The organism is Thermoleptolyngbya sp. C42_A2020_037 (genome assembly GCF_015272455.1).
Classification (GTDB): Bacteria; Cyanobacteriota; Cyanobacteriia; order Elainellales; family Elainellaceae; genus Thermoleptolyngbya.
In genome coordinates this window covers 15,573-39,487 of the sequence record NZ_JACYLP010000056.1, presented here as the reverse complement: position 1 = coordinate 39,487, position 23,915 = coordinate 15,573, and the positions used below count along the sequence as shown (strand labels likewise).

Annotated in this window: 21 protein-coding genes; 11 read left to right on the top strand and 10 right to left on the bottom strand. The window is 55.7% G+C overall.

The genetic code is table 11. From position 1 onward, the window contains the following. Positions 1 to 128: 128 nt before the first annotated feature. The 3 genes from IGS16_RS19910 to IGS16_RS19900 are packed head-to-tail and all read left to right on the top strand — an operon-like array spanning position 129 to position 6,747. Entirely contained in the window at positions 129 to 3,998 is a 3,870-nt protein-coding gene (locus IGS16_RS19910; RefSeq protein ID WP_297088464.1) for a PAS domain-containing protein, read from the top strand. After that, complete coding sequence (locus IGS16_RS19905; protein WP_297088462.1) at positions 3,995 to 4,447, top strand: response regulator; 453 nt, start codon at positions 3,995 to 3,997, stop codon at positions 4,445 to 4,447. Before IGS16_RS19910 ends, IGS16_RS19905 begins: the two co-directional genes overlap by 4 nt. Next, a complete protein-coding gene (locus IGS16_RS19900; RefSeq protein WP_297088460.1) occupies positions 4,444 to 6,747 on the top strand; it encodes a GAF domain-containing protein in 2,304 nt (767 codons plus the stop codon). The genes IGS16_RS19905 and IGS16_RS19900 overlap by 4 nt, the downstream gene beginning before the upstream one ends. Before the next feature lie 27 nt (positions 6,748 to 6,774). Here the strand turns inward: IGS16_RS19900 and IGS16_RS19895 are convergent, their stop codons facing one another. From IGS16_RS19895 to IGS16_RS19885, 3 genes are all read right to left on the bottom strand, one after another. Continuing rightward, entirely contained in the window at positions 6,775 to 8,445 is a 1,671-nt protein-coding gene (locus IGS16_RS19895; protein WP_297088458.1) for a mechanosensitive ion channel domain-containing protein, read from the bottom strand. Positions 8,446 to 8,643: 198 nt separating this feature from the next. Further along, positions 8,644 to 9,774 carry a glycosyltransferase family 1 protein gene (locus tag IGS16_RS19890; protein ID WP_297088457.1) on the bottom strand — a complete coding sequence of 377 codons (1,131 nt, stop codon included), beginning with the start codon at positions 9,772 to 9,774 and terminating at the stop codon, positions 8,644 to 8,646. Between the two features lie 107 nt (positions 9,775 to 9,881). Next, the gene (locus tag IGS16_RS19885) at positions 9,882 to 11,033 is read right to left on the bottom strand and encodes an NAD-dependent epimerase/dehydratase family protein (protein ID WP_297088454.1); all 1,152 of its coding nucleotides are present in this window, start codon (positions 11,031 to 11,033) and stop codon (positions 9,882 to 9,884) included. Positions 11,034 to 11,245: 212 nt separating this feature from the next. Here IGS16_RS19885 and IGS16_RS19880 point away from each other — a divergent pair, with 212 nt between their 5' ends. Beyond that, a complete protein-coding gene (locus tag IGS16_RS19880) occupies positions 11,246 to 11,425 on the top strand; it encodes a hypothetical protein (protein WP_297088452.1) in 180 nt (59 codons plus the stop codon). Positions 11,426 to 11,446: 21 nt separating this feature from the next. On the opposite strand, the gene ruvB is transcribed toward IGS16_RS19880, so the two are convergent. Then, complete coding sequence (ruvB, locus tag IGS16_RS19875; protein ID WP_297088450.1) at positions 11,447 to 12,592, bottom strand: Holliday junction branch migration DNA helicase RuvB; 1,146 nt, start codon at positions 12,590 to 12,592, stop codon at positions 11,447 to 11,449. 111 nt (positions 12,593 to 12,703) lie between these two features. Here ruvB and IGS16_RS19870 point away from each other — a divergent pair, with 111 nt between their 5' ends. Next, positions 12,704 to 13,207, top strand: a complete 504-nt coding sequence (locus tag IGS16_RS19870; protein ID WP_297088448.1) for a putative molybdenum carrier protein — start codon at positions 12,704 to 12,706, stop codon at positions 13,205 to 13,207. Positions 13,208 to 13,259: 52 nt separating this feature from the next. Here IGS16_RS19870 and era read toward each other — a convergent pair whose 3' ends face one another. The 3 genes from era to IGS16_RS19855 form a co-directional block, all read right to left on the bottom strand. Continuing rightward, positions 13,260 to 14,234, bottom strand: coding sequence for a GTPase Era (gene era, locus IGS16_RS19865; RefSeq protein ID WP_297088446.1), 975 nt, complete (start codon positions 14,232 to 14,234; stop codon positions 13,260 to 13,262). Further along, a complete protein-coding gene (locus tag IGS16_RS19860; RefSeq protein ID WP_297088444.1) occupies positions 14,218 to 15,402 on the bottom strand; it encodes a calcium-binding protein in 1,185 nt (394 codons plus the stop codon). The genes era and IGS16_RS19860 overlap by 17 nt, the downstream gene beginning before the upstream one ends. A 197-nt stretch (positions 15,403 to 15,599) precedes the next feature. Further along, the gene (locus tag IGS16_RS19855) at positions 15,600 to 16,256 is read right to left on the bottom strand and encodes a sigma-70 family RNA polymerase sigma factor (protein ID WP_297088441.1); all 657 of its coding nucleotides are present in this window, start codon (positions 16,254 to 16,256) and stop codon (positions 15,600 to 15,602) included. 300 nt (positions 16,257 to 16,556) lie between these two features. Between IGS16_RS19855 and nuoH the strand changes: the two genes are divergently transcribed. The 5 genes from nuoH (at position 16,557) to IGS16_RS19830 (ending at position 20,329) form a co-directional block, all read left to right on the top strand. Beyond that, the gene (gene nuoH / locus IGS16_RS19850) at positions 16,557 to 17,675 is read left to right on the top strand and encodes an NADH-quinone oxidoreductase subunit NuoH (protein ID WP_297088439.1); all 1,119 of its coding nucleotides are present in this window, start codon (positions 16,557 to 16,559) and stop codon (positions 17,673 to 17,675) included. A 51-nt stretch (positions 17,676 to 17,726) separates the two neighbouring features. Then, complete coding sequence (gene ndhI, locus IGS16_RS19845) at positions 17,727 to 18,332, top strand: NAD(P)H-quinone oxidoreductase subunit I (protein ID WP_172354416.1); 606 nt, start codon at positions 17,727 to 17,729, stop codon at positions 18,330 to 18,332. 81 nt (positions 18,333 to 18,413) lie between these two features. Continuing rightward, a complete protein-coding gene (locus tag IGS16_RS19840; protein WP_297088437.1) occupies positions 18,414 to 19,019 on the top strand; it encodes an NADH-quinone oxidoreductase subunit J in 606 nt (201 codons plus the stop codon). Between the two features lie 60 nt (positions 19,020 to 19,079). After that, positions 19,080 to 19,385, top strand: a complete 306-nt coding sequence (nuoK, locus tag IGS16_RS19835) for an NADH-quinone oxidoreductase subunit NuoK (RefSeq protein ID WP_068513455.1) — start codon at positions 19,080 to 19,082, stop codon at positions 19,383 to 19,385. A gap of 20 nt (positions 19,386 to 19,405) precedes the next feature. Beyond that, positions 19,406 to 20,329, top strand: coding sequence for an NAD(+) kinase (locus IGS16_RS19830; RefSeq protein WP_297088436.1), 924 nt, complete (start codon positions 19,406 to 19,408; stop codon positions 20,327 to 20,329). A gap of 98 nt (positions 20,330 to 20,427) precedes the next feature. Here IGS16_RS19830 and IGS16_RS19825 read toward each other — a convergent pair whose 3' ends face one another. Both IGS16_RS19825 and IGS16_RS19820 read right to left on the bottom strand, forming a co-directional pair. Beyond that, on the bottom strand, positions 20,428 to 21,000 hold the full coding sequence (locus tag IGS16_RS19825) for a TVP38/TMEM64 family protein (RefSeq protein WP_297088434.1): 573 nt from the start codon (positions 20,998 to 21,000) through the stop codon (positions 20,428 to 20,430). Between the two features lie 113 nt (positions 21,001 to 21,113). Then, positions 21,114 to 22,202, bottom strand: a complete 1,089-nt coding sequence (locus IGS16_RS19820) for an EamA family transporter (RefSeq protein ID WP_297088432.1) — start codon at positions 22,200 to 22,202, stop codon at positions 21,114 to 21,116. A gap of 384 nt (positions 22,203 to 22,586) precedes the next feature. Between IGS16_RS19820 and IGS16_RS19815 the strand changes: the two genes are divergently transcribed. Further along, positions 22,587 to 22,769: a CsbD family protein gene (locus IGS16_RS19815; protein WP_068513441.1), complete on the top strand. Its 183-nt coding sequence runs from the start codon at positions 22,587 to 22,589 to the stop codon at positions 22,767 to 22,769. 329 nt (positions 22,770 to 23,098) lie between these two features. On the opposite strand, the gene IGS16_RS19810 is transcribed toward IGS16_RS19815, so the two are convergent. Further along, the gene (locus IGS16_RS19810) at positions 23,099 to 23,866 is read right to left on the bottom strand and encodes a photosystem reaction center subunit H (RefSeq protein WP_367185837.1); all 768 of its coding nucleotides are present in this window, start codon (positions 23,864 to 23,866) and stop codon (positions 23,099 to 23,101) included. Positions 23,867 to 23,915 lie beyond the last annotated feature (49 nt).

The following is a 23,915-nucleotide window of genomic DNA, read 5'->3' as shown; positions in this document are numbered from 1 at the left end:
CGGATGCTGTTTTGGGCGATCGCCGATAGCAATACAGCCAAGTTTATGCATGTGGGTAAAAATGAGAGCAATCCAATCAGACGTTAGAGATGTTTTCAAGCCTTTACGCCTTGTCCGGTGTATTTAAAGTGCCTTTACCTGTTTTAGCGTTTGTGCCGCACGGTCACTGCTATCTGTGGGACCCGCGTCTGGTATGGCTGCATAGTCTGTCGGATGGACTGACGGCGCTGGCCTATTTCTCGATTCCAGTCGCGCTGGTCTACTTTGTGCAGCAGCGGCGAGATTTGCCCTATCCCTGGATGTTTCAGCTTTTTGGCGCGTTTATCGTGTTTTGCGGGCTGACGCATGTCATGGAGATCTGGACGCTCTGGCATCCCGACTATTGGGTATCGGGCGGGGTCAAGTCAGCAACAGCGATTGTTTCGCTGACCACTGCTGCCACCCTGATTCCCGTGATTCCCAGGGCGATCGCCCTGCCCAGCGCAGATGAGCTAAAACTCGCCAAGGCTAACCTGGAAGACCTGGTGCGCGATCGCACCCAATTACTTGAAGAATCACGCCAGCAATTCCAAAACCTGGTTGAAAACTCCCCCGATATCATCGAACGATTTGACCTAAACCTACGGCATCTCTACGTCAGCCCCTCTTTAACCCGCCTCACTGGCCTTTCCGCTGAGGCGTTTCTAGGCAAAAGCTGCCGCGATCTGGGGCTGGATGAAACCATGGTGAACACCTGGGAAGCCGCCACAAATCGCCTGCTGGCAACCGGAGAAAAGCAGATTATCGAGTTCTCGACTCCAACGCTAAAAGGAATCCGCACCTTTGAAATGGTCATTGCGCCAGAATGGGCCGAGTCGCGGGTGGGAGAACCGGGGGCAAAGATCGCCTCCGTCCTTTGCATCTCCAGAGACATCACCGAACGCAAACAAACCGAGCAGCAGCTACGCGACCTGTCCGATCGGCTCAGCCTCGCGTTGCAATCGGCCAAACTGGGCGTATGGGAATGGGACCCAACGAGTAATCAGGTCGTCTGGGATGATTGGATTTGCGAGCTTTACGGCGTTTCACCATCTAACCACCCCCGCCCCTTTTCCGAATGGGAACCCCTGGTGCATCCTGATGATTTTCCCCACTGCCAAGCCGAAGCGTGGCAGGCCCTACAAGATCCTACAGTGAACACTGGCGGGATCGAATTTCGCATTGTGCGACCCGACGGGTCTGTATGCTACATCGAGTCGTACTTCCTGGTGCAGCGGGAGGAAACGGGGCAGCCCAAACGCCTGGTCGGTGTCAACCTCGATATTACCGAGCGCAAGCGGGCCGAGGAAGCCCTCGCCGCCAGCGAACAGCAACTTTCGACGCTGATTAGCAATCTGCCGGGCTATGTCTACCGCGTGCAAAATGACCCCGACTATACGCCCCTCTTCATCAGCGCTGGTGTAGAAGCGGTGACGGGCTATCGCCAAGACGAGTATCTGGTTGAGCGCTCGATTTCCTGCGGTCAAGAGGTTCATCCCGACGACGCGGAATGGGTGTGGGCGCTGGTGCAACAAGCGGTGGGCGATCGCACGCCCTACGAATGCGAATATCGTATCCGGACTAAAACCGGTGAGGAACGCTGGGTCTGGGAGCGCGGCCGGGGAATTTATAACGACGCTGGAAACCTGGAATGGCTAGAAGGGTTTGTAACCAATATCAGCGATCGCAAAATCGCTGAAGCCGAGCTACGGGCCCAGAAAGAACTGTTGCAAATTACCCTCGACCATCTCCCGGTTATGGTCAGCGTGCATTCAGACACGGGCAACATTTTGCTGGTCAACCAGACTATTGAGCAGACCGTCGGCTGGACCCAAGCAGAACACTGGACCCGCGACGTACTGCGAGAGTGCTACCCCGATCCCGCAGACTATGACCGGGTGACTCGCCACATTGCAGCCGCCGACTCCACCTGGCAAGAGTTTCGGCTCCGAACCCGCGACGGCCGCATGATCGACACCGCCTGGACTCAAATTCCCCTGCCGGACGGTTGCAGCATCGGCATTGGGCAAGACATCACCGAACGCAAGCAAGCCGAAGCAGCCCGACTGCAAGCCGAAACCCTCCAGACCGAGCTAAAGCTACTGGAAACCGTCCTCGACTCCGTGCTAGCGGGCTATTGGGACTATAACCTCCGCAAGGGCACAAACTACTGGAGTCCAGGCCTAAAGCGGATGCTGGGCTACGCCGAAGACGAAATCCCTCACACGCTCGACAACTGGGAGCGGCAGATTTTGCCAGAAGACTTGCAAAAGGCAAAGGACTGCCTGGAGCGGCATGTCCGAAGTCGTGGGGCAGAGCCGTATTACAACGAAGTCCGCTATCGCCATAAGGATGGGTCAAGCGTCTGGGTCATCTGCGCGGGACAGGGCATCGAGTGGAGCGAGTCGGGCGAGTTGCTGCGGATGGTGGGCTGCCATGTCGATATCACCCAGCTCAAACACATCGAGGCCCAATTGCGAATCAGCGAGGGGCATTTGCAAGAAGCCCAGCGCATTGGCAACATCGGCAGTTGGGAGTTTGACGTTCAAACGGAACAAATCACCTGGTCAGAGCAGATATTTCACATCTTTCGGCGTGATCTGGCACTGGGAACGCCTGAGGATTTTGCAGCGTTCCAGCAGTTGGTTTACCCCAGCGACCGCGAGTTTTATGCCCAGACCGTGCAAACGCTAATCGCAACACACCAGCCCTATGACATTGAGCTTCGCATCTGCCGGGGGGACGGCTCGATTGGGTACGTTCAGGCGAGGGGCGAAGCGATGCTGAATGCGGCTGGCTGCTTGCGAAAGCTGAGGGGCACAGTGCTTGATATTACTGAGCGCAAGCTCGCTGAGGAAGAGCGTCGTCTATTGACCGATCGTCTGACGCTGGCGCTGAAAGCAGGGGAAATCGGCACTTGGGACTGGAATACGAACCATGAAATCACCTGGGATGACCGGATGTATGAAATCTATGGACTGCAACGGTTGCAGGCGTTGGGGCGGCCAGTGCAGTATCGAGAGTGGTGCGATCGCCTCCATCTTGACGATTTGGTTTCTACCGAAACTGCTTTGCAAGCCGCCCTGCTTGGCGAAGGCGACTATGACGTGGAGTTTCGCATTTGGCGCACTGACGGCGAATTGCGCTGGATCAAGGCCAACGGGATAGTGCAGCGCGATGCTCATGGAAACCCCATCAGCATGACAGGCATTAACTACGACATCACCAAACGCAAACGAGCCGAAGCTGAGATTTTGCAAAAGTCGATACAGCTTGAAGCCTCCAACCGAGAGCTAGAAGCCTTTGCCTATTCGGTGTCGCATGATCTGCGATCGCCCCTCCGCGCGATTGACGGCTTTAGCAGGGCGCTGCTGGAGGATTACGGTCATCAGTTTGACGACGAGGGCAGGGATTATTTCAACCGGATTCGGCACAATGTGCAGCGCATGGGAATGCTGATCGACGACCTGCTCAGCCTGTCGCGGGTGTCTCGCGCCGAGATGCGCCATGTCGCGGTCAACCTGAGTGCGATCGCCCAAGAGCTTCTGCAAGAGCTACAAACCGCCGAACCCGAACGTCAGATCGAGTGCATCATTGCCCCTGATGTCATCGTCTGGGCCGACCCCAGCCTGATGCGCGTCGTCCTCAGCAACCTGCTGCAAAATGCCTGGAAATTCACCAGCCACCATCCAACCGCGCGGATTGAATTTGGGATAATTAAACAAGACGAGCAGCCGACCTATTTCGTGCAAGACGATGGGGCTGGCTTTGACATGGCCTACTCATCCATGCTGTTTGGCGTGTTTCAGCGTCTTCACAACATGACTGAGTTTCCTGGCACGGGCATTGGACTGGCGACTGTCCAGCGCATTATCCATCGCCACGGTGGTCAGGTCTGGGCAGAGGCCGCAGTTGAGCAAGGAGCCACCTTTTATTTCACGCTTCCCACTCCCGTGCTTGAGGCGAGATTTGACCCATGACTTCTTTGCGCCCTATCCTCCTCGTCGAAGACAATCCAGATGACGAACGCCTGACGCTCCGAGCGTTGCGACGGGGCAATCTAGGCAATGAAATCTTGATTGCTCGGAACGGGGAAGAGGCCTTGAACCTGCTGTTTGGACTGGAAGTGCTGCCTTGTGTAGTGCTGCTCGACCTAAAGCTGCCCAAAATTGACGGCTTGGAGGTGCTGCGCCGCATTCGGACTGACGAGCGCACTCGCCTTCTGCCGGTCGTGATCTTGACCTCTTCTAGCGAAGATCGCGACATTATTGAAAGCTACAGCCTGGGAGCCAATAGCTACGTGCGAAAGCCCGTTGAGTTTGAGCAATTTACAGAAGCGGTACGCCAGTTGGGTTTATATTGGGCGCTCATTAATGAGCCACCCCCAGAAAGTTTGCCTGGGAGTTTGCCTGGGAGTTCGCGGGCATGAGTGAGCCACTGATTGTGCTGATGGTCGAAGATTCTGAAGACGATGCGCTGTTGGTGCTGCGGGCGCTGCGGCAAGACGGCTTTAGTGTGGTCTGGGAGCGCGTGCAAACGGCCGATCAGTTTCGGGCAGCGCTAGAGTCTCGCAGTTGGGACGTAGTAATTTCAGACTATCGGTTGCCAGGGTTTGACGCACCCGCAGCGCTGAGTATTCTTCAGCAAAGCGGGATGGATTTGCCGTTTATCGTGGTATCGGGCACTGTTGGTGAACTGACGGCAGTGGCCATGATGAAAGCCGGGGCGCACGACTATCTCATGAAAGAGAACCTGACCCGATTGCCAGAGGCCGTGCGGCGCGAGGTACGAGAAGCACAAATTCGGGCGGAGCGGCGGCAGGCAGAAATTCAACTGCGACAAACGGCAGAGCGAGAACAGGTGATACGGACGGTGACGGAGCGCATTCGGCGATCGCTCGATTTGGACGAAATTTTGTCTGCGACTGTTACCGAGGTGCGCCAACTGCTACAAACCGATCGCGTGGTTTTGTTTCAAATAGATGCTGACAAACAGGGTCATGTGGTGCAGGAGTCAGTCGCTCCTGGCTGGCAAGCACTTTTGGGGCAAGATATCCACGACCCCTGCTTTTATGAAAACTACATCCAGCGCTATTCTCAGGGACGCACTTGGGCGATCGCCGATATAGACGACGGCACGATTCAGCCTTGCCATGCTGAGTTTTTGCGCCAGTTTCAAGTGCAAGCCAGTTTGATTGTGCCGATTCTCCAGCCAGACGATCTTTGGGGTCTGCTGATCGCGCATCACTGCGCCAAGCCTAGACACTGGAAACCGGACGAAATTCAGCTTTTGAAGCATCTTGCCGACCAAGTGGCGATCGCCATCCAGCAGGCCGACCTCTATCGCCAGACCCAGCTAGAACTGGCAGAACGGCAGCGAGCCGAAGCCGCCCTGCAACAGCTAAATCAAGAGCTAGAGCAGCGCGTGCAAGAGCGCACCCAGGCCTTGCAACAGCAGGCTGAGCAAGAGCGGTTGCTGCGGCTGATTGTGCAAAATATTCACCGATCGCTCAACTTGGACGAGATTTTGGCAACCGTGCTAGACGAAACCCGACACACGCTTCAGGTCGATCGAGTAACGGTTTACCAGTTTGCACCCGACTGGAGCGGTCGGTTTGTGGCAGAGGCGGTGGGGGAGGAATGGTCACCCCTAGTCGCAGAGGGCGTGCAGACTGTATGGGAAGATACCCACTTGCAGGAAACCGAGGGCGGACGCTACCGCAACGGCGAAACCTTTGCTGTCAGCGATATTTATCAGGCTGGGCACACGGATTGTCATGTCGAGATCCTGGCCCAGTTTCAGGTGCGGGCCTATGCGATCGCCCCCATTTTCCTGGACGAACAGCTTTGGGGACTGCTGGCGATTTATCAGAACACGGGGCCCCGCGACTGGCAAGCCTGGGAACTGCGGCTGCTGCAACAAATTAGCCTACAAACGGCGATCGCCCTGCGTCAATCCAACCTGTACCAAACCGCCCAAGCCCAGGTCGCCGAACTCGAAAAGCTACATCAAATCAAAGACGACTTTCTCAGCACCGTGTCTCACGAACTGCGATCGCCCATGACCAATATCAAAATGGCGATCCAAATGGTCGAAGTGCTGTTAGAACAACACCAAATTCACGACGAACGCCTGACACGCTATCTCCAAATCCTGGAAGAGGAATGCTCCCAGGAACTAAACCTGATTAACGATTTACTCGATTTGCAGCGCCTAGAAGCAGGCGTGCAATCCATCGAGATGGAAAGCGTCGATCTCAACTATTGGCTGCCGTCGATCATTGAACCCTTCGAGGCGCGAATTCAAGAGCAGCACCAAAGCTTGAAAATCAACCTACCGCAAAATCTACCGTCTATCACTACCGATCTAAACGGGTTTAAGCGCATTGTGATGGAACTGTTGCACAACGCCTGCAAGTACACACCACCGAATGAACAAATCACGCTAACGGCCCACATTTTGGATGGAATGTTGAGTATCCAGGTGAGCAATTCAGGAATTGATTTGCCCGCCGAAGAACTACCGCGCCTGTTTGAAAAGTTCTATCGTGTGTCCAGAGTCGATCGCTGGAATCGCGGCGGCACTGGGCTAGGACTGGCACTGGTCAAGCGCTTGGTAGAGTATCTGCAGGGTTCGATTCAGGTAGAAAGCGCCAACGCCCTCACCAGCTTCACGATTCGGCTACCGATCCAGCCTAAATCTGAAATTGCTGATTTCCCCAATCCTTGACTAGCAAGTCAAAATCCAAAATCGATATCACAGCAGATGCAGGATATAGGCCTGTCGCAGCCGCCGCACGATTTCTCGCCGCACTTCATTCGTCACTCGGTTGCCGCGAAACCAGTGTTCTAGCTTGATATTATCCACGTAGAATCGAATAGTAAACTGCATCGCATTGCCCTGAATATCCGTCATGCGAACCTGGGGTTCTTTCCAGATGGTTTGCGATTCCTTAAAGTTGTCTCGTAGCCAGGTCAAAAAGCTATAGGTATAGTTGTCTAATCGAGTTTCGTCCTGACCAGAAGACATTAGCTTTTGATGCAATCGCCCCAGTTTCAGCTTCAGGACTTCAATTTTTTGCTCCCATTCTTGCGGCAAGAGTTGTTCATCCTCCGGTGTAAGATCGGGATCTTTTAGCCACGCTTGATACAGCGCTCGAATCAGTCCAATCGTGGTATTCGTGAGCAGGGTTTCGGGTTCTTCTTGGAGATGCGATCGCCCTTTTTTCTCAGGGCGATCGCCCACCAACCGCAGACCAAACAGACTTAAAATCGTCTGAAAATCGCCCGCCAAATTTCTCAACTCCTCTTTCCGCAGTCCCCCTTTTTCTAAGAGGCGGATGTTGGCAACCAGTGCTTCCAGCTTTGATTCCACAAGCTGAAGCTGATCATTCAGCTTTTTATAGGCCAGCAAGCGCAACCGACCTGCCTCTACTTTAGAAATTTCACCGTCTTCTGCCTGCTTTAACCCAAAAAAGGAATCCAGACACCGCAGTTTCTCATCTAAATCTCCCAGAATATCGGGATGTCCATTCACAATTTCTGACAGGATGTTGGTTGTTGCTACGGGGTCAGCATCGACCCGCACAGACACGTTCAGCGAATAGGCATAGTGCGGCGTAGGGCGGCTCAGGTTAACAATGTCTCGCTTTTCTAGCTCAGCGTTTGGAATATACACTTCGCAGTAATTATCAATCACATAGAGATGCGTCACGCGCAGCCCTACTTTCTTGATTACAGCCGTAGAACCATCCGGCAAGCGCACCATGTCGCCAAATTGAAACGGCGTATCGATGAGCAGCACCAGTCCGCTAAAAAAGTTAGCCAGAATATCTTTGAGCGCAAAGCCCAGGACAAAGGTAATACCGCCAAAGGCAACCCAAAGCCCCGTTAAATCAATCCCCAAACTTTGCAGGAAAAAGAACGCCCCAAACACATAAATTAGGGGCGGAATGATGGTTTCTAAAATTGGAATAAGGACATCATCCCAGGCGGCTTCGGTTTTTTCGGCAAAGCCTTTCAGGTAATAGACCGCTGCCTGAGTGAACAACTGCCCCACCAAAAAGGTGAAGGCGGCGACCAGCAGGGCCGCGCAGAATCTCCCCAGCCACAGCAGCGCCGTGCTGGGTGCCAGAAAATTCAGCGCCAGCCGCAGACTGCCAAAGACCAGAATGATCAGGGTCGGAACTCGTGCCAAGTTGAGAATGGCAATGCCCAGTTCAAATTCGAGGCGGCGAAAAAACGACCGCAGCACGACAAACACTAGCCCATAGAGAGCCGCAGCCAGTCCCGCCAGCAGTGCCAGCGTCCCCAGGAAGGCGATCGCCTGTTCGGGGGTGGGCGGCACAAACGGCGGCAAAACTGGCGTAGGGCTGGGGACGGATGGCGCAGACGCTTGGGCAAAAAGTGGGGCAGATAGCCAGGGCACGGCGCAAAACACAGGGGGCGATCGCAATAGCGTCTCTGAGACGGCTCGAAGGATTATTCCTCAGGGTACAGCCTTTTTGAAGCGAGTGAGCAGCGCAGTTGGTCAAGAAACCCTGGTCGCTTCGGGGCAGCGCACCTCAACCCCACACGGAGATGTCGCAACTCGGGAGCGCACGAGTTCAAACCCCATGTCTGCCAGTCATGCGGCCGTCAGCATAGACTGCGACAAAATTTCTTGATAGAAACCCTGTAACTGTCGCGTGGCTGCGGCCCAACCCCAGCGCTCGGCCTCCTGACGAGCGTTTTGACGGAGCTGATCCCGCTCGGCGGCGTTGCTCAAAAGGCGTTCTGTAGCGGCGATCGCCCCCCGGTCATCCGCCGGGTCAAACAGATAGCCGTTCACGCCATCGGTCACGATATCGGGAATGCCGCCCGCATTCGCCGCAATCACCGGGCAGCCCGCCGCCATCGCCTCCAGCAGCACCAGACCCAGCGTCTCCGTCCGCGACGGGAAAATAAACGCATCCGCAGAGGCAAATGCAGCTCCCAGCGTTTTGCCCGTCATATAGCCTGCAAAGAAAGTCGGCGTACCTTCAAAAATTTTCTCCAGGTCGGCGCGATAGGGCCCGTCGCCCACGAGCGCCAGCCGCGCATTGGGAATTGCCTCCAGCACGGGTTTAATGCGGTCGATTTCCTTCTCCGCCGAAAGGCGACCCACATACAGCAGCAGCGGCGCGTCGGGGTGGTCCTGGGTCAAGTGCGATCGCATTTCGGCACTGGCCAGCGACGGGTCAAATAGCTCCACATCTACGCCCTTTTGCCAGACGTGAACCCGCTCTACACCGTGGCTCTCCAGCGCCTCCTGCATGGCCGTCGAAGTCACCAGGTTAATCACCGCCTGATTGTGCATCAGCTTCAGCAGCTCCCACAGCACGCCCTCAAGCATCCCCAGCCCATAATGCTCCAGATACTTCGGCAAGTGCGTATGATACGACGCTACCAGCGGAATCCCCAGCGACTTGGCGTAATACAGCCCGCCCACGCCCAGCACTGCCGGATTCACAATGTGGATCAGATCTGGCTTGAATAGCTCCAGCTCTCGCCGAATTGACGGGCGGGGCAGCGCCAGCTTTAGCTCCGGATACAGCGGCAGCGGAAACCCCGGAATCCCGTTAATTCGTGCCCCCTTATACTCACTCAGCCCGCCCTCCGGCGAAAACACCAGCACCTGATCGCCCATCCGCTGGAGATGATCCACCGTGTGGCTCAGGCGCGTCACAATGCCATCAACTTTGGGCAAAAACGTTTCGGTAAAGAGGGCAATACGCATAGGGTGGGGGACGTAGAGAGCAATGGAAAGTACTGACTTGAGGAGGTTTCAGAAGCCAGGAATCAGGGGTTACTGAATAGCTAACGCCTGATTCCTGATCCTCAAACCTATCCTTTCCACTTCACCTTTGGCAGGATCTCCTTCTCATCGACGCGGTGCTTATACTTCATGGCAAAGTTCAGCAGCGAGTCGAGCAGCGAGTCAGACAGATAGTGCGGTTGCAGACCCAAATCCAGCAGCTTGGTGTTCTTGGCGTTGAAGTAGTGTTCTTCCTTTTCAACGCGAGGATTTTCCAAGTGGTCTACCTGAACCTTCAACCCCAGTGCTGTGCCCGCCTTTTGCACCATGTTGGCCAAGTCGCCGACGCTAAATAGCTCGGTGAACTGGTTGAACACGCGAAACTCGCCCGGTTCTGCCGGATTGTTGCAGGCGATCTCGATACAGCGCACCGTATCGCGAATGTCGAGCAGCCCGCGGGTTTGTCCACCCTTGCCATAGACCGTCAGCGGATGCCCGATTGCCGCCTGGATGCAGAAGCGGTTGAGCGCGGTGCCAAACACGCCGTCATAGTCGAGGCGGTTAATCAGCAGTTCGTCCATGCCCGTTTCTTCGGTTAGCACGCCATAAACGATGCCCTGGTTCAGGTCGGTGGCGCGTAGTCCCCAAATCTTGCAGGCAAAGTGGATGTTGTGCGAATCATGCACTTTGCTGAGGTGATAGAAGGAACCGGGCTGCTTGGGATAGGGCAGCGTGTCTTTGCGGCCGTTGTGTTCGATGGTGATGTAGCCCTCTTCGATGTCGATGTTGGGCGTGCCATATTCACCCATCGTGCCCAGCTTGACGAGATGGGCATCGGGGAAATGCTCGCGCATCACGTAGAGCAGATTGAGCGTGCCCACGACGTTGTTCACCTGGGTCAGCACGGCGTGTTCCCGGTCGATCATCGAGAAGGGAGCCGATCGCTGTTCGCCAAAGTGAACAATCGAGTCGGGCTGGAACTGGAGCATCGAATTTTTCAGAAATTCGTAGTTGCACAGGTCGCCCACAAACAGGTCGATTGCTTTGCCTGTCAGGTCTTTCCAGCGCTTCAGCCGGGTTTGGATGGGCGCGATCGGGGTGAGGGTGTCGATGCAAAGCTCGTTGTCCCAATGCCGCCGAACGAGGCTGTCCAGAATGGCCACCTCATGTCCCCGATTCGAGAGGTGGAGCGCTGTTGCCCACCCACAATATCCATCGCCACCAATGACTAAAACTCTCATTGCTCAAATTCCGCTTGCCGATACTCCGGTAATTTACCAGTTTTGGGGGCACACTAAAACATTTAGCCGCATTTCAGTTTTCAGAAGCCGCTGTTTACATTCAATCTACTCATGGTTAAGATGAGCCTCCTTTTTTGTATCTCTCAATACCATTCATTACACTGGATCTATAGACCAGTGAATCGAGTGAATCACTCAGGAGGGCTGAGACGATGAGAAAGCTAAACGGCTCGTCTTGGACAACCCAGCGGTTTGTGCAGTTGAGTCAAGACCTTGGTAAAGCCTTTGGGCTGGGTCTGGACTCCGCAGAAGTGAATAGCCACAACGATGAATGGACCCCAGAGAAGCTGACTGAGTTCAGCAAGAGCCTGTCTCGCGCTTTCTTGCCTTAGCAGCCTGCTGAAAAAGCGCTGCTAGAGAAGCGAGGGTGGGCTTTGCAAGAGCGAAAGCTGGCTTTCGGGCGGCGTATAGCCCAGGTGCCGCCAGGCCGTAGGGGTAGCAACGCGGCCGCGGGGGGTGCGATTGAGGTAGCCGATCTGCATCAGGTAGGGTTCGTAAACTTCTTCAATGGTCTGGGCATCTTCGCCTGTGGCGGCGGCCAGTGTTTCGAGTCCGACAGGGCCGCCGCCATAGTTTTCGATGATCACCGTCAGCATCCGGCGATCGGTCCAGTCCAGTCCGCAAGGGTCTACGTTGAAGAGTTCCAGCGCTTCGGCGGCGATCGCCCCATGCACGGCCGCGCCGCCGGCCTTCACCTCAACGTAATCGCGCACTCGGCGCAGCAGGCGATTGGCAATGCGGGGTGTACCGCGCGATCGCCGGGCAATTTCCGCTGCGCCATCGGGCGTAATCGGCGTGTTGAGAATCTCCGCCGCCCGCAGAACGATTTGCTGAAGCTCGTCCACTTCGTAAAATCGCAAGCGCTGCACCAGCCCAAAGCGATCGCGCAGCGGTGAGGTCAGCGCTCCGACTCGCGTCGTCGCGCCGACCAGCGTAAATTTTTGCAACGGCAGGCTGCGGGTGCGGGCGCTCTGTCCCTTGCCGATGGTGATGTCGATGCGGGCATCTTCCATCGCCGGATAGAGGATTTCCTCGGTAACGCGGGGCAAGCGGTGAATTTCGTCGATAAACAGAATGTCCCCTGGCTTCAGGTTTATCAATAGCCCCACGATGTCTCGCGGCCGCTCTAGCGCGGGGGCAGTGGTAATTTTGCAGTCTACGCCCATTTCTGCCGCCAAAATCAGCGACATCGTGGTTTTGCCCAGCCCCGGCGGCCCATAGAGCAACAGGTGATCGAGCGACTCGTTTCGCGCCTTGGCGGCCTGAATGGCGATCGCCAGCACTTCCTTCAAATCTTTTTGCCCAATGTATTCTGCCAATCGCTGGGGGCGAATCCGCTCCTCTGGCTTGCCTGTGTCTTCTGGCTGGCGATCGGGCGTGAGCAGCTTTTCGTCCGCAGCAGGCGATTTGGGCGATCGCCCTACCAAAGGCAGCCCATCCCGACCCGATTCAGAATCCTCAGGCTCCAGAGGGGGCTGTTTTGAGGAAATAATCGCCATTGCCCAACCTGCTCCTAACCTGTTTACAGCGGCTACAATCGTTTGATCTGATGCCTCTGTACTAGATGCTTCTGTACTATAGTTAAACTTTAGTTGAACTTTGCGCGAGTCGTGCAACTTTTGCAAAACCTCAAGGTGATTTCCGGCGGGCAAACAGGGGTCGATCGGGCGGCCCTGGATGGGGCGATCGCCCACGGGTTAGCCTACGGCGGCTGGTGTCCCCAGGGCGGCTGGGCCGAAGATTTTCCCACACCGCCGGGACTGCTGGCCCACTATCCCCACCTGCAAGAAACACCCAGCCCCGACCCCGCCCAGCGCACCAAATGGAACGTGCGAGACAGCACTGCAACGCTGATTTTGGTGCGTGGCGAAGACGGGCAACGCTCCGCCGGAACCCAACTGACGCAGGCGATCGCCACCCACCTGGGAAAGCCCCTGCGAATCATCCAGTTAAACGAGGCGATCGCCCTCGCCTCTCTCCGCGCATGGCTGCAAACCCTGACCCAAAACGCCATCCTAAACATCGCCGGCCCCAGAGAAAGCGAATCCCCCGGCATCTACGCGATCGCCCACAAAACCCTGACCCAGGCATGGAGCAGAAGCCTAACAAAATAAAAAGCCCCTCTTCGTTCTTCTTTTTTCCCTCTTCGTTCTTCTTTTTTCCCCCTCACTCCTCCACCCGATACCCCAACTCCGACAACCGACTACGCGACTGTCGCCACTTGGGCTGCACTTTCACAAACAGTTCCAGGTACACCTTGCCCAGGATCAGTTTTTGGATTTGTTCGCGGGCCGCAGTGCCGATCGCCCGAATCATGCTGCCGTCCTTGCCAATCAGAATGCCTTTTTGCGAGTTGCGCTCAACGTGAATCGTGGCAAGAATGCGGGTGATGTCGGGGTCTTCGTCTACGCGGTCAATGGCGATCGCCACCGAATGGGGCACTTCATCGCGGGTCAGCGCCAAAACCTGCTCGCGAATTAGCTCGCCCATGATGAAGCGTTCGGGCTGGTCGGTCACTAAATCCGGCGGATAGTAGTAGGGGCCGGGGTCGAGCCGCTGGATTAGCTGGGCTTGCAGCGCCTCCAATCCCTCGCCTGTCAGGGCGGAAAACTTGGCCAGTTCCCAGTTTTGAGATTCGGCCAGGGCGCGATAGCTGTCGTCAATGTCGGGGCGATCGCTCGGCTGGCGGTCTGCCTTGTTGATGCCCAGCAGCACGGGCGTTTCGGCGCGTTCCAGCAGCTCAGCAATAAAGCGATCGCCCCCGCCCAGTTCCGCCGAGGCATCCACCACAAACAGCACCAAATCGACCGAGCTAATAGCCATCCGCGCATTCTGCACCAGCACGCGGCCCAGTTCGTGATGCGGCTTGTGGATACCGGGCGTGTCTACAAAAATGATTTGCGCGTCGGGCGTGGTGAGGATACCCCGCAGCCGATTGCGCGTGGTCTGAGCAACCGGTGAGGTGATGGCAATTTTTTGCCCCACCAGCTGATTCATCAGGGTCGATTTGCCTACGTTGGGGCGGCCCACAATGCCCACAAAGCCGGATCGGAAGCCGTCGGGCGCAGCCGGAATCAGAGACTCGCTGCGACTATCGGGTAAGAAATCGTCGGATGAGGAATCGTCAGACCGGTCGGACATTTCTCTCTCTGGGTGCAGTAAACAGGTTGCTCGTGGTCACCCCTGCATTATCTTGCACGATGGCGATCAAATCACTGCCCAGGAAGATCGCCGTATCTCGACTGGAGCCGCCGATCAGGTTGCGGCTATTGTCCAGCCGGTAGCTGGCGGGGTTGCCCCGCACCTGGATTTTGTCGCCCTGTGCCTGCGAAAAGTCGCCAATAATCGCGTAGCCAGAACCCAGGTAAAACACCCCTTCTCGGCGTGTACCTAGCACGAAGGTATCGGCTCCTGCCCCACCAAACAGGCGATCGCGCTCGGTACTCACGCCGCCATAGCCAATCAGCACATCGTTGCCGTCTTCGCCAGAGAGCAAGTCATTGCCGCGATCGCCCCACAGCCGATCGTTGCCCTGCTGCCCATATAGCTCGTCGTCACCGTCGCCGCCCGATAGTTGGTCGTTGCCCGTGGCTCCAAACAGGCGATCGTTGCCGCCTCTGCCCAGCAGTGTGTCATTGCCCGCCAGCCCCGACAGCACGTTGCCGCGCCCGTTGCCCTCGATCCGGTTATTCAGCCGATTGCCCGTGCCAAACTGGGCGCTGCCGTACAGCGTCAGGTTTTCAAACAGCAGCGACTTTAGCTCATAATCGAGCGGAATAACAATCGTGTCGATGCCACCGCCTCTGGGTGGTTCGACAATTTTGAAGCGGTAGCTGCTGACTAAATAGGTATCGTTACCGCGCCCGCCATATAGCTGGTCATAGCCTGGGCCGCCCACCAGCAGGTCGTTTCCGTCTGCGCCAAAGAGGCGATCGTTGCCGCTGCCGCCATATAGCTTGTCGTCGCCTCCAAACCCTTCTAAAACGTCGTTTCCTTCGTACCCAAAGAGTTCATTGGCCAGTGCATTGCCCTGGATCAAGTTGTTTTCGCTGTTCCCTTCACCGCGTATCCCTGCAATCAGTTGCAGGTTCTCAACGTAATCCGTCAGGCGGTAATCTACGTATGCAAAAACAATATCAGTGCCTTCGTTTGGCAATTCAAAAACGATATCACCGTCGCGGATGATATAGGTGTCGTTTCCCTGTCCTCCAACGAGGGTGTCAAAGCCCGCGCCCCCGTCTATCAAGTCGTTTCCAGGAGTGCCGATGAGCAGGTCATCGGTATCAGTGCCAAGGATAGGGATGATCATTATTTACGGAGTCCCAATAGCAATCTCTCCCAAATTTATCAACCGGTTTTGGGCGAATGTGTTAGGAAACCGTAAATTCTCGGAGGATTCGTGTTTGTTTTGTCCTAATTTTTCCTTTTTCAATCGGGATGAGACGGGGCGGAGCCGTCCTGCATTGCTCCCAGCGCCTTGCTAAGAGTCAAGCCTCTATGGTGAAATCAAGCCTCTGTGGTGGTCTGCGCCCGCTGTTGCCCGTGCAGATGAGCTTCCAGCTTGCCGCCTGCCAGATAGATGGCACGGATGTCGTCTGGTAGTGCGGTTTCCAGGCGTTCGTACCCGGCTTGCAGTTGCGCCTTTACGCCCGCAGCGGTGATGTGTTCGCCTTCTGCCTGGAGGTAGGCGGCGATGCGTGGTTCGCTCCAGCGGAAGGTCTGCGCCATCACGATCATCAGCCGTTGGGATGGAGAAACCTGGTCGAGCGATCGCTCGACATAGCATTGCAGCGGCGGCGGCGATGCTTCCAGCGAATAGTGAATGTCTTCGGCAGGGGGCAGTTCTGCCTGATTAATGCACAGAGCCGTGACGTTGATAATCCAGGATTGCAGCGTTACACCGGGGGTGCTGAGATCCAACCCCAGCAGTTCGTGAAACAGGTGTCGCCAGGTGATGGAGAAGAGATAGTCGGCTTGCACGGGCGATCGTGCAGAGTGGCGAATCAGTGTGTACACCAGCGGGCTATAGCGACAATAAAGCGCAGTAAAGTATTGCCCAGCATCGGGATGCCGCTGGAGCAGCGTCAACAACTCCTGATCGCTATAGTGCGAAAGGGACTTAACTAAAGGATGATTGGCTTCCGGCAGAGAAGGCGTTTGCATAGGCGTTTCTTTTCGGCTTTCTGGTGGTTGTCTTTGGAGGCTTGTTTAGTAGCTCCCAATCATAACCACTGCACCCTGGGATGGAAGCCCCTGACAACAAAAATCTAAGAAAAACTTCAAAAATCTGGCGCAATAATTTGGCTTCCCTATCACCACACCAGAAATTTGTCATAGCTTGTCATGGGCTAGAGGGGGCTTGGAAATGAACCTGTACCGTATACTAAACGCAGGTGTTAAGGATCATTACCTTGGTACTGTTGTTTGAAAGACCAATCGCCCTTTAGTGAAGTCGCAGGACGTATGAGTTCGGGAATTGACCTGCAAGGCAGCTTTATTCAAGCGTTGATGGACTTGGGCTTGTCGCCCGGTGTCGCCAAGACCATTTGGATTCCCTTGCCAATGGTGCTGATTGTCGGCGCAGTGACGGTGTTGGCGCTCGTGGCTACTTGGCTGGAGCGGAAGGTGTCGGCGGCAGCTCAGCAGCGGATTGGCCCAGAGTATGCTGGCCCGCTGGGGATGCTGATTCCGGCGGCAGACGTAGTTAAGCTGCTCTTTAAAGAAGACATTCTGCCTGCCAAGACTGACCCCTGGCTGTTTGCGATCGCCCCGCTGCTGGTCTTTATCCCGGTGTTCCTGTCCTACCTGATCGTCCCCTTTGGTCAAAACCTGCTGATCAGTGACTTGGGTATTGGTATCTTTTTGTGGATTGCGCTGTCGAGCATTGCCCCCATTGGGCTGCTGATGGCGGGCTATGCGTCTAACAATAAGTATTCGCTGATTGGCGGGTTGCGGGCTGCGGCACAGTCGATTAGCTATGAGTTGCCGCTGGCGCTGTCGGTATTGGCGATCGCCATGATGTCCAACTCCCTCAGCACGGTAGATATCGTGCAGGGGCAGTCCGATTACGGCATTCTTGGCTGGAACCTCTGGCGGCAGCCCGTGGGCTTCGTCATCTTCTGGATTGCGGCGCTGGCCGAGTGTGAACGGATGCCCTTCGACCTGCCAGAAGCCGAAGAAGAAATCGTCGCAGGTTATCAGACTGAATACAGCGCCGTAAAGTTCATGCTGTTCTACGCGGGTTCCTATGCCAACTTGGTGCTGTCGGCGCTACTGGCTTCGGTGCTGTATCTAGGTGGCTGGGAGTCCCCCGTATCCGTAAGTTGGCTAGCCGGTTTGATCGGGGTCAGCGAGTCTACGCCCTGGCTCCAAGTCATCACCGCCAGTCTCGGCATTGTGATGACGCTGTTCAAGGCTTACCTGTTTATCTTCCTAGCAATCCTCCTGCGCTGGACGGTGCCCCGCGTCCGCATCGACCAACTGCTCGACCTGGGCTGGAAGTTTCTGCTGCCCGTATCGCTGGTTAACCTGCTGCTGACGGCTGGGCTAAAACTGGTGTTTCCAGTGGCCTTCGGCGGCTAAGGTTTAACTCCAAAGACCATTCGTTCTTCAACCTCCCTCCCCCTCCTTCCTATGCTGAAATTTCTCAAGCAAGTCTCTGACTACACCAAGGAAGCAGTTCAGGCAGCCAAATACATCGGCCAGGGCTTGTCGGTCACCTTTGACCACATGCATCGTCGCCCGATTACGGTGCAATATCCCTATGAGAAACTGATTCCTTCGGAGCGCTTCCGCGGCCGCATCCACTTCGAGTTTGACAAGTGCATCGCCTGCGAAGTCTGTGTGCGGGTGTGCCCCATCAACCTGCCCGTGGTGGACTGGGAATTTAACAAGGAAACCAAGAAGAAAAAGCTGAACCACTACAGCATCGACTTCGGTGTGTGTATCTTCTGCGGCAACTGCGTGGAATATTGCCCCACCAACTGTCTGTCGATGACCGAAGAATACGAGCTTGCGACCTACGATCGCCACGAATTGAACTACGACAACGTGGCCCTGGGTCGCCTGCCCTACAAGGTGACGCAAGACCCAATGGTGACCCCGCTGCGGGAGTTGGGCTACCTGCCCAAGGGTGTGATGGAGCCGCACGACCTGCCCGCCGGGTCGCGCCGTGCTGGCAAGCTGCCCGAAGAAATTCTCGACGAAGCCCAGCCTGCGGAAGCTGCACCCGAAGCCTAGTGGATGGTTCCACGGGTGTTCCTAGGCAACCCGCTTGATCCGTACCCTCGACCTTTCCTCTTCTCGTTCAGGAGACCGACTGTGAATCTGGCAGATGGCGTTCAACTGGTTTCTTTGATTGTGCTGGCGGCAATGATGATAGCGGCGGCACTGGGCGTAGTGCTGCTAGACAACATTGTGTACTCAGCCTTTTTGCTGGGTCTGGTGTTTATCAGCATTTCCGGGCTATACATTCTGCTGAATGCCGGATTCGTGGCGGCGGCACAAATCTTGATTTACGTCGGTGCGGTAAACGTGCTGATTCTGTTCGGCATCATGCTCGTGAACAAGCGCCAGGATTTTGCACCCGTGCAGAAGGCGTGGCTAGGGAAAGCGGCGACGGGTGCAGTATGCGCCGGGCTGTTTGGGCTGCTGGCAACGATGATTGTGGCAACGCCCTGGGGACTTTCGGACGCGCCGATTGCCGGAGACGAAGCGCTGGTGACCATCGGGCTGCATTTCTTCAGCGATTTCCTGCTGCCGTTTGAACTGGCATCGGTGCTGCTGCTGATGGCGCTGATTGGGGCGATCGTGATTGCCCGCCGCGAGTTCCTGCCCGAAGAAGCGACAACCGAAGACGGCCCGCGAACCTCGCTGACCCTCCCCGAACGCCCCCGTGAACTCACTGGAACCAGTTCTAGAGAATAGGTCTTCCCCATTTCTACCCGACATCCTAACCCTTGACCTCTGACCCTTGATCCCCGACCTATGCAGCTTCAGTATTTTCTCCTACTCGCCGCCGCTCTGTTTTGCATTGGCATCTATGGCCTGGTCACCAGCCGCAACGCCATTCGTGTGCTGATGTCGATTGAACTGCTGCTCAACTCCGTCAACCTCAACCTGATGGCGTTTTCCAACTCTCTCGACCCCAGCGCGGTCAAGGGGCAAGTGTTTACAGTATTTGTGATTGCGATCGCCGCTGCGGAGGCGGCCGTGGGTCTTGCCATCGTGCTGTCCATTTACCGAAATCGCGATACGGTGGATATGGAGCAATTTAATCTGCTGAAGTGGTAGCAGATTGAGACGGCGATCGGGTGGAGCTAAAGCAAGTCATCATTATTCACAAATCGGGAAATGCCCTGAGCCAAAAGTGGGCTGAGCGCTGTGCAAAGGAACTAGAGGCGCGGGGCTGTCGCGTGTTGATGGGGCCGAGCGGCCCAAGGGACAATCCCTATCCAGTATTTTTGGCTTCTGTTTCTCAGCCGATTGATCTGGCGCTGGTGCTGGGAGGTGACGGCACGGCGCTGGGTGCAGCGCGGCATCTAGCAGACGAAGGCATTCCCATCCTGGCGGTGAACGTGGGTGGACACCTGGGCTTTTTGACTGAGCCGCTGGATTTTTTGAGTGAAGATTCGCAGCAGGTGTGGGAGCGGCTGACGAGCGATCGCTTTGCGGTACAGCGGCGGATGATGCTGCAAGCGACGACCTACGAAGGCAACCGCACCAACCTGGAGCCAATGAGCGATCGCTTCTTTGCGCTCAACGAAATGTGTGTCAAGCCTGCCTCGGCCGACCGCATGGTGACCTCAATCCTGGAAATGGAGATCGATGGCGAGGTGGTGGATCAGTACCAGGGTGACGGGCTGATTGTGGCTACACCGACGGGTTCCACCTGCTACACCCTAGCGGCAAACGGGTCAATTATTCATCCTGGTATGGAGGCGATCGCCGTCACGCCCATCTGCCCCCTCAGCCTCTCCAGTCGCTCCATTGTGCTGCCCGCTGGGTCAGTCGTTAGCATCTGGCCCCTATCTGACCCTGACATGACAACCAAACTCTGGATGGACGGCGTGCTGGCCACTTCCATCTGGCCGGGTCAGCGTGTCGATATTCGCATGGCAGAACGCCCCGCCCAGTTTATTATCCTGCAAGAAAATTATTCCTATTACCAAACCCTGCGCGAAAAGCTCCAGTGGGCCGGAACGCTCGTCCGCTACAGTAATAACCACCGAAATTAGGAGTCAGGAATCAGCCTCAAATCAAAAGGCTTTAATCTTTTAGACATTTGGATTGGCAATCCAAAATCGCCCATCCGAAATCCAAAACTAACTTGCCGCTAAGCAATCAGGGCTTCCAGAAGGCTTGTGCCGACATAGATATAGAAACCAACAAGCACGGCCGCAGCAGGAACCAGCGCCAGGAAAAAGTGGAAGTAGTCGATCTTGGTGAGTCCAATGGCGTAGCTCACGACATCCTGACCCAGCAGCATGATCAGCGCCATATAGAGGACGCTGTGATGTCCTTTTAGGCGGGCCACAAACGCATCCAGTTCGTCAATTTCATCTTTGCCTACCAGACGCACTGCAACCCGGCGACCGTAGCGACGGGAAATCCAGTAGTTGATACTGCATCCAATGAGAGATGCGATAAAGCTCAGCACAAAGGCGCTTTCTTTGCCAAACAGCGCTCCGCCTGCGATAAAGATGGAACTGCCGCTGAGCGGGGCAGCAATCAAGCTCGCCGCACAGACGACCGTGAACAGGAGCGGTGCCCAGGGGCCGGCGCGTTCAACCCAAAGGTGCGCGTTTTCCAACCCGATGAGCTTGAAGGCAAACGCCATGACGGCATAGGCGATCGCCAGCGAAAGCAGCGCCAACAGTAGCTTTTTCAGCCTGGGCGAAAGTTTCATGGATAGAACGGCTCCAGAGGCATAGCGTCTTGAACCTCTTCACCGTACTTAACAATTTCCGCCAGCGTCAACAGGCTTGAGGGAGAACCAGCAATAACGCTGAGTCAGCCCCACTAGTCTCTGGCTCCTTCCAGACGCGATCGCCGATGCGCTGCAATTTTTTCATTCACCGCCTCGATCTCAGCTTCAATCTCGGCCTCCAGTTCCGCCGCCAGCGAGGTCGCGGCCTTTTCCACCGCCGCGGGCTGAAACTTCGCCGCCAGCACCTCACGCTGGTTGATCAGGTAAATACTCACCAGCGTCAGCCCTACACCGACCCACTGCACCGGATTCAGCACTTCGGACAGGAACAGATTGCCAAATAGCAGCGCGAAGACAGGCGTGAGAAACGTCAGGGAACTGAGGCTCGTCAGGTTGCCGCTGGCTGCGAAGTAGAAGAACAGTCCGTAGGCGATCGCACTGCCAAAAATCGTGGAATAGCTCATCGCCATCCAGTCCGTCCAGCCAAGCTGCTGCCACTGGTTCGTTTCCCCCAGTGCCGACAGCGCAAACAGCGGAATGCCACCCAGCACCATGTGCCAGCCCGTCGCCGCCACCGGGTCGGCATAGCGCGACACGTAGCCCATCATCACCGTGCCCACCGCCATCGACAGCGCCGCCATCAGCATTAGCCATTGCCCGTTTTGAAACAGGTCGTGCAGCAGGGTTGCGCCCAGATCTGGCGAAAAATTGCCGTGCAGCGCCGATTGGAGCACGCCTTCTGGCAGCCCCAGCAGGCTAATCCCCACCACGCCAAACAGCAGCCCCAGCCAGCCAAAGCCCCCCACCCGCTCACCAAACAGGAACCGTGCCATCAGCGCTACCGCCAGCGGCTGTGAGTCGATCATCACAGACCCCAGCCCCGCGCCCGTCCGCACCAGTCCTTCTGCCAAAAATCCTTGAAACAGCGCTGCATCCACCAGTCCAAACAGCGCAACCCAGCCCCAGGCCTTCCAGCCCTTCGGCTGCGATCGCCCCATCGCCACTGCCGCCAGCAAAATCAGCAGCCCCGCCGGTAGCACCCGAACTCCCGCCATAAACAGCGGCGTAGTTTGCGGAATCACGCCCTTCATCGCCACCATCGCCGTTCCCCACAGGAAAAACGGCGCAATCAGCAGCAGCGGCGACACAGACGCTCTCGACGGAGTAGAAGCTTGAGTCATGAGGGGCGATCGCAAGAGTTACATTAAATCACATTGGGCTAAACCAATTGTAACCATTATGTACTTCTGTAACGAAACTGAACTGTATCGCGAGAGGCGGTTTTGAAGGGAGCATCTCCTCAACCCCCGTCCACCGCTTCACCCTCTTATTCCTTCAGCCCTCCAACCTACCTTCTCCCTGCCGGACTAGAGCACTGGGCAGATCCCTATGCCTCAAGACTCCCGCCCTGTGAGGGATGGAAGCTTTGGGATAAGCGCCTATTGTGAAAGTGTTCGATTGATTCATGCACTGATTCGCCAAATGAATTGCTTGCTAAACAGCACTGTGATTCGCGGTCAGATGCAGGGTCAAGACGTTAAATCGCACAACGAGGTACGAAAACTATGAGTATCGAAGATCGCGTGAAGGCAACTGCGAAAAACATCGAGGGTAAAGTACAAGAAGCCGTCGGTGAAGTGACGGGCGATCCCAAGGATAAAGTGGAAGGTCGCGCCAAGCAGGCCGAAGCCAAGGCTCGCCACACCACCGAAGACATCAAGGATGAAGTGAAGAAGGCGATTGACTAATAGCGTCCTGTTCCGTGCCCTCTGAAATACCTGGATGCCCAGTCCTAACTCAAGGGCTGGGCGTTCCTTTTGTAAGCGCTGGAGCAGACCATAAAGAACTGGCGATTGGATTTTACCAAGCTGCTACAGCGTTTTCGAAGCTAGTGAGGCACACGGATGGTCAATAAGCCCTTGCCTCGTGAGGGCAGCATGTGCCTCACGAGGCAAGAAAATGCTGTAGCAGTATCGATTCTCGGCTTTGGACTTGCGACCTATTGTGAGCCAGTTGTTTGCAAAGCCTCTATCAACTTCGTTCGTAGCACCACTTAGGAAGACAAAAAGGCCGCGTACTATTCACCAGATTTTTCCGTCAACTGCTTCCACGCAGAATCAATCGCCTGCTTAGTGCGATAACTAGCCCGATACAGGCTCTTTTGCAGGTCTTCCCATTTGTCTTGCAAAAAATCGACTGCCTCTTGCAGGGCGTTCTTGTCGTGTCGCCCTGAGCCAGCAAACTCATCATGGACTTCTCGGATTTTAACCCGTACCACATCGGGGTGATCGTCAGCAGAAACTAAAGACTTTAGGCGATCGCCCAGATGCTTCACCAAATTTTTCACCTGCTGAGACTTTTCGCTCAAAAATCCCTTTAGCCCTTCCAATTCACCTTGTAGGCGACTTTTTGCATCCTCCTTAATGACGACATAATCAGCATCAATGAACTCCACATCCTCTGGGAACAGAACCGCTCGGCCGCCGAAGGGAGCAGCGATCTGTCCACCTAAGATATAGGCTGCAATATCCCCTGTTTCCCAGTCAAATAAAAAATCCTCTATCCAACCCAATACTTCGACTCTAGACGGAATTCGCACACCCATTCCGCACAAGCGGCGGAGGCTCACAGATGGCTCGACAACGAAGTCAGAGTAGGTCAGCACTGCATCCGGCCCGATCAGAGAAATTTGCTCCAACGGCGTGTAACCAGCACTGCTGGCAAGATAGACTACACGCCCCCGGTTGTCCACCCAAACTTCGTCAACACCACCTAGCCGAGTTGCAGTACTACCGTCCATTGCAACCAAGCCAACAATCTGGCTACGACGAACAACGTTAAACATCGCCAGTACCTCCAAAATCTCATCAAGCTGACAATCAATTTAGAGGAAT